At 65.2% G+C, this 11,961-nt stretch carries 12 protein-coding genes; 5 read left to right on the top strand and 7 right to left on the bottom strand.

What is annotated here, in order from left to right; all coding sequences use genetic code 11:
• Positions 1 to 23: 23 nt before the first annotated feature.
• Positions 24 to 356, top strand: a complete 333-nt coding sequence (hspQ, locus tag NR187_RS12980) for a heat shock protein HspQ (RefSeq protein WP_092028580.1) — start codon at positions 24 to 26, stop codon at positions 354 to 356.
• Between the two features lie 78 nt (positions 357 to 434).
• On the opposite strand, the gene NR187_RS12975 is transcribed toward hspQ, so the two are convergent.
• Positions 435 to 1,241, bottom strand: a complete 807-nt coding sequence (locus tag NR187_RS12975; protein ID WP_211386409.1) for an invasion associated locus B family protein — start codon at positions 1,239 to 1,241, stop codon at positions 435 to 437.
• 259 nt (positions 1,242 to 1,500) lie between these two features.
• On the opposite strand from NR187_RS12975, the gene NR187_RS12970 reads away from it, so the two are divergent.
• The 3 genes from NR187_RS12970 to NR187_RS12960 all read left to right on the top strand — a co-directional run bounded on the left by NR187_RS12970 (position 1,501) and on the right by NR187_RS12960 (position 6,210).
• Entirely contained in the window at positions 1,501 to 3,393 is a 1,893-nt protein-coding gene (locus tag NR187_RS12970; RefSeq protein WP_256806915.1) for an extracellular solute-binding protein, read from the top strand.
• 4 nt (positions 3,394 to 3,397) lie between these two features.
• Entirely contained in the window at positions 3,398 to 4,900 is a 1,503-nt protein-coding gene (locus NR187_RS12965; RefSeq protein ID WP_256806641.1) for a class I adenylate-forming enzyme family protein, read from the top strand.
• Positions 4,901 to 4,986: 86 nt separating this feature from the next.
• Positions 4,987 to 6,210: a GGDEF domain-containing protein gene (locus NR187_RS12960; protein ID WP_211386407.1), complete on the top strand. Its 1,224-nt coding sequence runs from the start codon at positions 4,987 to 4,989 to the stop codon at positions 6,208 to 6,210.
• Positions 6,211 to 6,219: 9 nt separating this feature from the next.
• On the opposite strand, the gene NR187_RS12955 is transcribed toward NR187_RS12960, so the two are convergent.
• From NR187_RS12955 to NR187_RS12945, 3 genes are read right to left on the bottom strand one after another with little or no spacing between them, the layout of a single operon-like run.
• The gene (locus tag NR187_RS12955; protein ID WP_256806640.1) at positions 6,220 to 6,984 is read right to left on the bottom strand and encodes an SDR family NAD(P)-dependent oxidoreductase; all 765 of its coding nucleotides are present in this window, start codon (positions 6,982 to 6,984) and stop codon (positions 6,220 to 6,222) included.
• A gap of 42 nt (positions 6,985 to 7,026) precedes the next feature.
• Entirely contained in the window at positions 7,027 to 8,022 is a 996-nt protein-coding gene (locus NR187_RS12950; protein ID WP_256806914.1) for an aldo/keto reductase, read from the bottom strand.
• Between the two features lie 39 nt (positions 8,023 to 8,061).
• Complete coding sequence (locus tag NR187_RS12945; protein WP_256806639.1) at positions 8,062 to 8,457, bottom strand: cupin domain-containing protein; 396 nt, start codon at positions 8,455 to 8,457, stop codon at positions 8,062 to 8,064.
• A 285-nt stretch (positions 8,458 to 8,742) separates the two neighbouring features.
• On the opposite strand from NR187_RS12945, the gene NR187_RS12940 reads away from it, so the two are divergent.
• The gene (locus NR187_RS12940) at positions 8,743 to 9,636 is read left to right on the top strand and encodes a LysR family transcriptional regulator (protein ID WP_256806638.1); all 894 of its coding nucleotides are present in this window, start codon (positions 8,743 to 8,745) and stop codon (positions 9,634 to 9,636) included.
• Position 9,637: 1 nt separating this feature from the next.
• Here the strand turns inward: NR187_RS12940 and NR187_RS12935 are convergent, their stop codons facing one another.
• The 3 genes from NR187_RS12935 to NR187_RS12925 form a co-directional block, all read right to left on the bottom strand.
• Positions 9,638 to 10,030 (bottom strand): putative quinol monooxygenase, encoded by a 393-nt coding sequence (locus NR187_RS12935; RefSeq protein WP_211386404.1) that lies wholly within the window; start codon positions 10,028 to 10,030, stop codon positions 9,638 to 9,640.
• A 34-nt stretch (positions 10,031 to 10,064) separates the two neighbouring features.
• Positions 10,065 to 10,853, bottom strand: a complete 789-nt coding sequence (locus NR187_RS12930) for a carboxymuconolactone decarboxylase family protein (protein ID WP_256806636.1) — start codon at positions 10,851 to 10,853, stop codon at positions 10,065 to 10,067.
• Positions 10,854 to 11,013: 160 nt separating this feature from the next.
• A complete protein-coding gene (locus NR187_RS12925; protein WP_256806635.1) occupies positions 11,014 to 11,907 on the bottom strand; it encodes a LysR family transcriptional regulator in 894 nt (297 codons plus the stop codon).
• Positions 11,908 to 11,961 lie beyond the last annotated feature (54 nt).

Below are 11,961 nucleotides of genomic sequence, written 5' to 3'. Positions count from 1 at the left end.
CAATCCTGGTCTATCGACGGGGAATGATTAAAGCGCGGACCGCCAAATTCCAGATCGGACAGGTCGTGCGCCACCGGATCTTCTCGTTCCGGGGCGTAATCTTCGACATTGATCCGGAATTCAACAACACCGAGGAGTGGTGGCTGTCGATCCCCGAGGAGGTGCGGCCCCACAAGGACCAGCCGTTCTACCACCTGCTCGCGGAGAACGCTGAGTCGGAATACGTCGCCTACGTCTCCGAACAGAACCTGTTGCCCGACGAGTCCGGCGAGCCGATCCGGCACTCCCAAGTCGCCGAGATCTTCATCAAGGACAAGACTGGCGGCTACCGTCCGCGAAATCCGTCGCTGAACTAAGCGTCGCCCTCGACAGGCGGGGCAGCAAAAAAGGCGCTCGATCGAGCGCCTTTTTCATGTCCGGACGTTGAGTCCCGATTACTTCTGAGCCGCCGGCGGTGTGCCGGGAGCCGCGCCCTGCTGCTCGAGCTTCTTGCGCTGCTCGTCAGCCTTCTTCTGAAGCTCTTCCTGGAGCTTCTTCTGGGTTTCCTCGAACACCTTCGGATCGGTCGGGGGACCGTCATAGGCCTTCTGGAACTCGCCGGCGAGCGGCAGCGGAAGAGTCAGCGGCGCGCCGTTGGCGTTGATCGCCTGGACAACGAGATTCTGGCCCTTCTTCATGTTGTTGATGAGCTCGGGCGTGGCCTCGTAGTCCGACATGCAGCCGTTCTGGAAGCAGATCACGTACGGGCTCTGCAACGGCGGATTGCTGTCCACGATGATGCGGGTGCCGTGCACGAGCTGCATACCGAGCGGCAGCGTCACGCGCAGGATCTTCTTCGGCTCGCCTTCCGGCTCGATGATCACGGCGGCAATGACCGGCTGGCCCGACTCGATGCGGCCGTCCTTGCCGGTGAAGCACACCTGCTTGGCATTGGCGTCCTGGCCCTTGAGGCAGAACTTGGTCCAGGGGGCGTAGATCAGCTGGATCTGCTGATCCGCTGGCTGGGCCGCGCCCTGCTGCGCCGGAGCGCCCTGCGCGGGAGCCGGCTGGGCAGGCGCCTGAGCGGCCGGTGCCGGAGCCTTGGGGGCGGCCTTCGGAGCGGCCTTCGGAGCCGCCTTGGGTGCGCCTGGGGCCGGCGCCTGGGCCTCGGCGGCAAACGGAACGGCCAACGCCGTGGCCGTCAACAAGGCGAGAAGTCGCCCGCGCAGCCGTACGGACGCGGCCAAGTAACGGAAATTCATTGCGGAAAACCCTTTCTGAACGGGAAGTGCCCGAACCGCTCCGAAGCGCCGAACCTGGCCGCCTTGGGCGCGGCTCTCTCCCCGTCAATTGAGGCGGATAAGTGACGGCTCGGCGCTCTTGCGCGATTGCCCGCCTTCTTAACGTGGCCGACGAAAAGATCAATGCCGACAAGCGTCTTTGAGCGCCCTGGCGCCAGCGTCCCATCAAATTCCCTGTGATAGGATTCAGGCCCGGCGGTCCTCGAATCAGCGTGTGCCGATGTTCATGTTCCAGCGCCCGCTCGGTTGGCTTCTTGAGGGCCTCGGCGTCCGCTTTTGCGCCTTCGTCTCGGCCTTCGTCTCGGCTTTCGTCTTGGCCCTCACCTTGACCCTGGCCTCCGCGCTCCCGGCTGGTGGCGCGCGAGCCGAGGAACTCCATGCCATCGCGATGCACGGCAAGCCGGCGATGCCTGCCGATTTCACCCACATGCCCTACGTCAATCCTGATGCGCCCAAGGGCGGCCGGCTGACCTGGGGTATTCTCGGTACCTTCGACAGTCTCAATCCCTTCATCGTCAGGGGGCTGGCCGTACAGCAGATGCGGAACTACGTGGTCGAGAGCCTGCTCGCACGCGGCAATGACGAGCCGTTCACGCTCTATGGCTTGCTCGCAAGATCGGTCGAAACCGACGACGAGCGGAGTTTTGTCACGTTCCACATCGATCCCCGCGCCCGCTTCTCCGACGGCGAGCCGCTGCGCGCGGAGGACGTGCTGTTCTCCTGGCAGCTGCTGCGCGACCACGGCCGCCCCAACCACCGGCAATACTATGCCAAGGTCGCCAGAGCCGACGCGCCAGATCCTCTCACCGTCCGTTTCGACCTGACCGGAGCCAATGACCGCGAACTGCCACTGATCCTCGGCCTGATGCCGATCCTGCCGAAGCATGCGGTCGACGTCGCGGCTTTCGAGGAGACGACGCTGACAGGCCCGGTCGGCTCCGGCCCCTATCGCGTCACGGCAGTGAAACCCGGCGCCAGCGTGACGCTCACCCGCAATCCCGATTATTGGGGCCGCGATTTGCCGATCAATCGCGGGCTGTACAATTTCGACGAGATCAGGCTCGACTATTTTCGCGAGGCCAACGGCCAGTTCGAAGCCTTCAAGCGCGGCCTCTACGATTTCCGCATCGAGCAGGAGCCGCTGCGCTGGCACGACGGCTATGATTTTCCGGCGGCCAGAAGCGGCGAGGTGATCCGCGACACCATCACGCCCGGGTTGCCGCAGCCTTCCGAGTTTCTGGTGTTCAACACCCGCCGTCCGATCTTCGCCGACATCCGTGTGCGCCAGGCCTTGACGCTGCTGTTCGATTTCGAGCTGATCAACCGCAACTACTTCTTCAGCCTCTACGCGCGCGTCCCCGGCTATTTCGCCGGCTCGGACCTGTCGTCCTATGGCCGGCCTGCGGATGCGCGCGAGCGCGAGCTGCTCAAACCGTTCGCCGCGCAGATTCCAGCCGAGATCATGGACGGCGGCTACCGCCTGCCGGTGACCGACGGCTCGGGCCGCGACCGGACCACGCTGCGCGCAGCCCTGAAACTGTTGTCCGAGGCCGGCTACGATCTCGACGGCACCGTGCTGCGCAATCGCGCGACCAAGGCGCCCTTCACCTTCGAGATTTTGGTCACGACTCGCGACCAGGAGCGCATCGCACTCGCGTTCCAGCGCGACCTCAAGCGCGCCGGCATCGAGCCGAGCGTGCGATCGGTCGATCCGGTGCAGTTCGACCAGCGCAGGCTCGCCTACGAGTTCGACATGATCCAGAATCGCTGGGACCAGTCGCTGTCGCCCGGCAACGAGCAATATTTCTACTGGGGCAGCGCCGCCGCCGACAATCCGGGCACCCGCAATTACATGGGCGCCAAGGATCCCGCGGTCGATGCCATGATCGCCGCGCTGCTGGAAGCCCGTGAACATACGGCTTTCGTCTCGGCGGTGCGGGCGCTCGACCGCGCACTGATCTCCGGTTTCTATACAATCCCCCTGTTTAACGTATCCGAGCAATGGATCGCGCGCTGGAATCGGATAGAACGGCCAAGGACCACCGCGCTGTCCGGCTACCTGCCGGAGACCTGGTGGTCGAAGGGGCAGCCGCAAGCTCATCAAGCAAAGTGACGCCGTGAACCAGCCAGCCGTATCGCCGACGCTCGACACGCTGTTTCAGCGCACGCTGATGCGGCAGCCGCATGCGCCTGCCCTGCTTGACCCCCTCAACAAGGCCCGCGTGACCGGGCACCAGCCGCGGCGGATGAGCTATGCCGAGGCCGACACGGCGATCGAGGCGCTATCGGCCTACTTCGTCGAATCGGGCCTGCCGGCCAATTCCGTCATTGCGATCCAGTTGCCGAATACGGTCGAGTTCGTGCTCACCGTGCTCGCCGCCCATCGCGCCGGCCTCGTCGTCGCCGTGCTGCCGCTGCTCTGGCGTCATGCCGAACTGACCGCCGCTCTGAACCGCACCGCGGCGCGCGCCATCGTCACCATGAGCACGGTCGACGGCGTCAGCTATGCCGATCTGGCCATGCATGCGGCTGCCGAAGCCTTCTCGATCCGCCATGTCTGCGGCTTCGGCGCCGATTTGCCCGAAGGCATGGCCTCGCTCGATGACGTGCTGGCTCGCCCGCCCGGCACCGCGCGCGCCGTGATCCAGGATGGCCGCAAGGCGGCGATGATCTCCTTCGACGTCACCGCGGAAGGCTTTCGCCCGGTGCCGCGGCCGCATTTCAGCCTGATCGCAGGTGGGCTCGCGATGTCGCTGGAAGCCGACATCCGGCAGGGCGCGACCGTGATGGCGGCGTTTACGCCGATGTCGTTCGCCGGCCTCGCCTCCTCGCTCGCGGTGTGGCTGCTGAGCGGCGGCGCGCTGGCGCTGCATCACCCCTTCGAGAACGACGTGCTTGAGCAGCAGATCGTCGAGCATGAATGCGAGGTGCTGATCGCCCCTGCGCAACTCGCGCTGCGGCTCGGCGATGCCGACCTGGCGGCGCGCATGCCTACCTTACGCAACGTCATCGGCCTGTGGCGCGCCCCGGAGCAGGTGGCGGCGAGCGATGCCTGGATCGCGCCGCATGCGCCTCTCACGGACGTCTATCTGTTCGGCGAAGCCGGCCTGTTCGGCGCCCGTCGCGGCGAGGACGGCATGCCTGTTGCGGTGATGCCCGGGCCGCACGGCGCCCCGCGCGAGCAGTCCGGCTCCTCCATCGCCGGCGAGATCCTGCTGACGCCGAAGGGCACGCTCGGCCTGCGCGGAGCAATGGTGCCGATCGCGGCCTATGCCCCGCCGCAGCCGGTCGGCGAGACCCTGATCGCGCAGCCGCCGCGCGACTATGTCGACACCGGCTATGCCGCACGGATCGACCGTCCGAGCGGCGCGATCTGCATCACCGCGCCGCCATCCGGAATCATGGCCGTCGGCGGCTACCGATTCCTCTCCAACGACCTGCAGGAATGGGCGCGCCGGCTCGGCCAGGGCGCCCTGCTCACCGCGCTGCCCGACCGGCTCTCGGGTCACCGGCTGGCGGGCCGGGCCCAGGACAATACGCGCGCCCGCGAGGCGCTCAGCGAGCTCGGGCTTAACCCCTTGATGGTCGAAGCTTTTCGCGACCGGTCCGGGCCGGTTTAAGCGTAGTTTCGACCGATCCATTGACGCTGCATTAAGGCGGCCGGACTAGATTGCGCAGCACCTATTGCCGTGATCAGAGTTTCTCGATGTCCCAGGCCGGCCCGATCCTGTTTGTGTCCAATGTCGAGCGGCCGGCCTTCATTGCGGCGCTGGACGAGGCCCGGCTGTTTCCCGTGGTCGATGCCGACTGGGCCAGCGCGGCGCGCGCGGTCGAACAGGTGCAGCCGGCCGCCGTCCTCGCCACGATGTCCGGCGGACACGAGCCGCATCTGGCGCCGCTCGCCAGGAAGATCGCGGACCAATCGCCTTACCTTCCCTTCGTGGCGCTGGACGCGGCGGGTGCGCTCCCGCACAACGCCCTGCCCTTTTCCTCCCGCAGCGGCAATTCCGACCGCCTGATCGCGCGGCTTCGCGCCGCGCTGCGCGTCCGCACGCTTCATGCCACGGTGCTGCGCCGGCTGCCTGAGGTGAAGGTCGCGCTGCCGGAGGCCGATCCCGCACGCGATGCCACCGTGCTCCTGATCGGCCGCGGCGCGGCTTACCCTGCGCTCTCCGTCGCGTTCGGCGAGCGCGCCGGTGTCATCGGTGCGCTCTCGATCGAAGCCGCGGCCAAACATCTCAACACCCGCGACCTCGACGGCGTCGTGCTCGCCGAAGGTTTTACCGCGCGCGTGACGGATGCCTTCCTCACCGTGCTCGCCGAGGACACCCGCTTCCGCAGCCTGCCCGTGGTCGTCACCGCACACCAGCTGACGCAGACCTACGACCTGCCCAATCTCGAGCTGATCCCGGGCGAGCCGGCGAAGATCGCCGCCAACGCGCTGCCGCTGATTCGCCAGCATGCGATGGAATCGCAACTGAGCCGCACGCTGCGCTCGATCGATGCCGGCGGCTGGCTCGATCCGCGCAGCGGCCTGCTCACGGTGGAAGCCTTTGCCCGCGATTTTGCCAAGGCGGTGGAGCAGACACTGGCCCGCGGTGGCGGCCTCTCGGTCGCGCGCTTCGCCTTCGATCCCGGCAACTCCCGCGCCCAGCTCGATGCCGCGCGCATCCTGAGCCGGCTGATGCGGCAGATGGATTTTGGCGCGGCCCAGAAGGACGGCTCCGTCATCGTCGTGTTCGCGGAAACCGACTTCCGCACGGCGCACATGATCGCGCGCCGCTTGTCGGCGGTGATGCGCCACACCTCGAACGGCAAGCACGAGATGCGCAGCGATCCCGTCGTCTCGGTGGATTCGCTCTCGCCGTCGGATACGGCGCGGTCACTGCTAGGGCGTCTTTCGGCGGACGCATCGCGGGCGGCGTCGTAGGTAGTCTCGTCACCTCATGATGAACCCGCCGTCCACCGAGATGGATTGGCCCGTCACGTAGCTGGCGGCGTCGCTGCACAGCCACAGCACCGCGCTCGCGATCTCCTCGGGCCGGCCGACCCGTCCCATCGGCACGCTCTTCTCCATGGCCTTGAGAGCTTCGCCCTGGCCGCTAGCGACCATCTGGTCGGCCATCGGCGTCCAGATCAGCCCCGGGCATATGGCATTGATACGGATGCCGCGCGCCGCGTATTCGAGCGCCGCGCTCTTGGTGAAGCCAAGGACGCCATGCTTGGCGGCGTGATAGATGCCGCGCTCGGCGCCGCCCACGAGTCCTCCGAGAGACGAGCAATTGACGATCGCGCCGCTCCCCTGTCTGCGCATGTATTGCAGTTCAAATTTCATGCAGCTCCATTCGCCGCGAAGGTTGATCCCCATGACGCGGTCGTAGTCCTCGCGGGTGGTGTCGGCGGTGTCTGCGAGGACGTTCTGGACACCTGCGTTGTTGTAGGCGGCATCACACCTGCCGAAGGCGGCGACCGTCTTCGCGACCATCGCCTCGACCTGTGCGTCGTCGGAGACGTCGCAGCGGATCGCGATGGCCTTGTGACCTCGGGTGGCCAGTTCGCTTGCCGCGGCCCGCACCGCATCCTCGTTCCAGTCCGCCAGCGCGACGGATGCCCCGGTTTCCGCGAAGGCTTTTGCCGTGGCCAGACCCAGCCCGGATGCCGCGCCCGTCACCAGCGCGACCTTTCCTGCGAATGAAATGTTCATGGATATCTCTCCTATCGATGTATCGGGTCGCCGTACGCGCTGTCAGCGCTGCGTACGCGCGGCTTCCGCTTGCAAGTAGCGATCGCCCGTGATGGTGATCCGCGCGACCGAGGCATCGATGTGCCTGAGTTCGTCGGGAGTCAGCGCGACCGAGGTCGCGGCGATGTTCTCGTCGAGGCGGCCGAGCTTCGTCGTGCCGGGGATCGGGACGATCCACGGCCTCTGTGCCAGCAACCAGGCCAACGCGACCTGCGCCGGCGTTGCACGCTTGCGAACGCCGATCTCGGCGAGCAGGTCCACGACCGGCCTGTTCGCCTTGCGTGCCTCGGGCGTAAAGCGCGGCAAGCCGGCGCGATTGTCATTGCCGCCGAAGCTCGTGCTCTCGTCGATCTGGCCGGTGAGGAATCCCCTCCCCAGGGGGCTGAAAGGGACGAATCCGATCCCCAGTTCCTCGCAAACCGGCAACACGTCCGCCTCGGGCTGACGCCACCACAGCGAGTATTCACTCTGGATCGCTGCGACCGGCTGGATCGCGTGCGCGCGGCGGATGGTCGAGGCACCGGCCTCGCTGAGGCCGAAATGCCTGACCTTGCCCTGGGCGATCAGATTCTTCACCGCACCGGCGACGTCCTCGATCGGGACATTGGGATCGACGCGGTGCTGATAGAGCAGGTCGATCGCATCGACCCGCAATCGCTTCAACGAACCTTCGGCCGCCTGCCGGATGCGTTCGGGACGGCTGTCGAGCCCGCCAGATGTTTGAGAGCTGGCGGGATCGAGGTCGTGGCCAAACTTGGTGGCGATGACGACGTCCTTCCGGAACGGCTTCAGCGCCTCGCCGACCAGTTCCTCATTGGTGAACGGGCCGTACACCTCGGCGGTGTCGAAGAAGGTGACACCGCGTTCAACCGCCGCGCGGACCAGCGCGATCATCTCGTTCCGTTCCGGCGCCGGGCCACGATGATAATTCAGGCCCATGCAGCCGAGTCCCATGGCCGAGACCGTGAGGCCGCTATCGCCGAGCTCGCGCATCTGCATTTTCGGTCTTTCGGTCATATCACTCAGCCAGCTGCGACATCACTCGCGATACTGTTCGTCGCTGACCTTCTCCATCCAGTCGACATTCTTGCCGTTGAGTGACTGCGTGATGGCGATATGCGTCATCGCGGTCGTCGCGGTCGCACCGTGCCAGTGCTTCTCGCCGGGTGGGAACCAGACGACATCGCCGGGGCGGATTTCCTCGATAGGTCCCCCCTCGCTTTGCACCCAGCCGAGGCCGGTCGTGACGATCAGGGTCTGGCCGAGCGGATGGGTGTGCCACATGGTTCGTGCGCCGGGTTCGAAAGTCACCTGACCACCGCTCAGCTGTGCTGGATCACCCACCTGAAAGAGCGGATCGACGCGAACCGTGCCGCTGAACCATGCTTCGGGGCCTTTGCCAGTGGGGCGTGAGCCGTTGCGTTTGATGTCCATTGTTCCAAATCTTCCTGTTGTCGGACTAGTCTCACCCCGAGCCCGCGCAGAGCCTGCAGGGAACGATGCCAGCGTAACCAGTCCGGCAGCGCCCGAGAGCATGCCCCGTCGCGTCAGCACGCAGCGTGCATTCGCCGCATTGCTCTCGCATTGCCGGAAGGGAACATCCGATCGATCCATATGCCGTGCTCGCCTTACCTCAAGCGGGACTGCGCCAAATCTAACGCGTGCGGCTATGCGGATTAGCCACTATAATTGGCATGGGCTTATAAGCAGGATCGATAAATGCAGCGCGGAAATCTCGACGACCTCTCGGCCTTCCTGATCGTCGCCCGAGAAGGCAGCTTCACGAGAGCGGCCGCGAAACTCGGCATTTCACAGTCCGCGCTCAGCTACACCATCAAGGAGCTTGAGGCCCGGCTGAAGCTACGCCTGCTGACGCGCACTACGCGCAGCGTGTCGCCGACGGCCGCCGGCGAGCGCCTGTTGCGCAATGTGGGTCCACGCATCGCCGAGATCGAGACCGAACTCGCCGCCTTGACCGAGCTTCGGGAAAGGCCCTCGGGTACGATCCGCATCACCGCGACCGAATATGCCACCGGCGCTGTCCTTCTGCCGAAACTTGCGAAGCTCTTGCGTGAGTATCCCGACATCAAGGTCGAGATCGTCAGCGACTACGGCCTGACGGATATCGTCGCGCAGCGTTTCGATGCCGGCGTGCGGGATGGCGAGCAAGTCGCGAGGGACATGATTGCGGTGCGGATCGGCCCCGACGCGCGCATGGCTGTCGTCGGGGCGTCGTCCTATTTCCGGAGCCGGTCAGAGCCGAGAAAGCCGTCGCAACTGGTCGAGCACAATTGCATCAATCTGCGCCTGCCGACCCACGGCGGATTGTACGCCTGGGAGTTCGAAAAGGGCTCGCGGGAGCTCAAGGTTCGGGTCGACGGCCAATTGTTCTTCAACACCACGACCCAGATGCTCCAGGCCGCGCTTGCAGGCCTGGGCCTGGCCTATCTGCCGGAGGGCCTGGTGCAACCACATATCAGCAAGGGCCGCCTCAGGTGGGTGCTCGAGGACTGGTGCCCGCCCTATCCCGGCTACCATCTCTACTACCCAAGCCGGCGTCAGCCCTCCGCGGCCTTTGCGCTGCTGGTGGAGGCGCTCCGCCACCGGGGCTGAATCACTTTGGCAAAGCACCAAAAGCGATGGGCGTGGTTCGGATCAGCTTGAGCGACCGGACCATCTTCTCCACCGTTGCCTTGTATGTCTTGAAGTGGATGGTTTCCAGGTGAGACCGGTAGGCATCCTGATCCCGGTAGATCTCGAACACCCTGACGCGTGCGGGATTGTCGTTTTCGGATACGGCATAGAGTGCGATGACACCGGGCTCAACGCGCGTGGCGGTCTCGATTTGCTCGGCCACCGCAGCCTTGTAGGATTCAAGCTGCGCGGGATCGACCTCGATCTCCGCCTCCTGCACGTAGAGCGGCTGCGTTCCGGCGCCGGCAGCGACTCCGGAGACGGCTGCCGTGAGCACGGACGCGCCGATCAGAAGAAGTTGCGAGATACTCAAGTCAGCCTCCTCGCCAATGGCCGCGCGAACGCGGCTAACGTGGCCGCTTCGCAAACACATCCTTGGCGACGGGCATCGCCGAAAAGACGTGGGGCCAGCCGACATAGAACGCCAGTTGCGTGATGGCTTCCGAAGCCTCGGTCTGGGTCAGACCATTGTCCATCGCCCTGTTGAGGTGCGGCGTGAGCTGCGCCATCTGCCCGTTTGCGATCAGCGCGCTGATGGTGACGAGACTACGGTCCCTGGGCGCAAGGTCCGGACGCAGCCACAGGTCACGAAACAGCACGTCGGTGGTGTATTGCACAACGCCTGGGAAGGATGCGCCGAACTGGCCCTCGACGAACGCTGCACGCTGTGCCTCGGCAGCCTCGTCGAGTGGCAATGGCTTCACCGTGACGGCCGGAAGCTCTCCGGCGCCGATGCCTCGGGCGGCGAAGACGTCCTTGGCAATGGCCACGGCCGACATCGCGTTGGCCCAGCCGGCGTAGAAGGCGAGATGCGTGATCATCTCCGATATCTCGCGCGGCTTCACGCCGTTATCGAGCGCAAGATTGAAATGATACGGCATCTCGATCGTCTGACTGCGCGCGATCAGCGCTGCCAGGATGACGATGCTGCGGTCGCGCGGCGCAAGGCCGGGCCGTTTCCAGACATCGCCGAGGAGACGGTTCTGCGTGTAGGCCTCCAGCGCCGGGGCAACCTTCCGAACATCCTCATACGAGAGCACAGACTTCGATCCGGTCATGATGGCAGTCTCCTCCGTGCGGGCCGATGGTATTACCATCAACGCAAGCAATGCGACGACCGCGGCTTGCAGCTTCATGAAGGATCTCCTGTGCGCCGCGGTTGCTTCCCGGACGCGCGCGCCGGCAGGGCGTGGTCACCCCTCACAGCCTGTTATAGAAGATGGGCCGCCGTGCGATTAGATGGCGTAATTCGCATGGACTTATCGAGCAAGCTTATGAATTGTCCGTGTCGCGCTCTTACGGTTTGTAACGAAGCGCGCCAATCAGCGCAGCCAGCGCCGGAGGCATCTGTCGCCGGCTGGGATGATAGAGGTAGTAGCCGGGGAAGGTCGGGCACCATTTCTCCAGAATCCGCTTCAACCGCCCGGCGCGGACGTCCGCTGCTACCTCATCCGCGTAGACATAGGCGATGCCCTGCCCCGCCAATGCTGCCTCTCGAATCAGATCGGCGTTGTTGAACACGAGGGGTCCCTCGACGCGAACCTCCAGGGGCCGGCCCTTCTCCTCGAAGTCCCAGGCGTAAAGCCCACCCGACCTGACATGCCGGTAGTTGATGCAGCGATGGCCGGCGAGTTCGCGGGGCGTCCTGGGCACCGGATGGTCGGCAAAATAGGAGGGCGCGCCGACGACAGCCATACGGATGTCCGGCCCGATGCGGACGGCGATCATGTCCTTCTCGACGATGTCGCCGAAACGGATGCCGGCGTCGATGCGCTCCGCGACGATGTCGATCAGATTGTCATCGACGATCATATCGACCCGGATATCGGGATGGGACGCAAGGAAACGCGGCAGGACAGGCATCACGACGGACGAGACCGCGTGCTTGGTCGCCGTGACGCGGACGGTGCCGGACGGCTTGCCGCGCAGAGCGCCGACCGCGTCTACACCTGAGGAGATTTCGTCCAGCGCGGGACGCAGCGAACGCAGCAGCGTCTCCCCCGCTTCCGTCGTCGACACGGAACGCGTGGTCCGCGACAGCAGCCGCACCCCGAGCCGCTCCTCCAGCGCCTTCATGGCATGGCTCAACGCCGACTGCGACATGCCGAGCTCGGCCGCCGCACGGGTGAAGCTGCCCTGTTCCGCGACCGCAGCAAAGGCTGCGAGGTCATACAGATCGTCTCGCTTCATTCATGCACCACATACATAAGCTTAAGCAGATTATAATGACTAATCGAAATCCGC

Origin of the sequence: Bradyrhizobium sp. Bra64, from assembly GCF_024519875.1 — a bacterium.
In the GTDB taxonomy this organism is placed as follows: Bacteria; Pseudomonadota; Alphaproteobacteria; order Rhizobiales; family Xanthobacteraceae; genus Bradyrhizobium; species Bradyrhizobium japonicum_G.
Note: the sequence above shows the minus strand (reverse complement) of the source record. Positions and strands in the feature narration are given on the sequence as shown.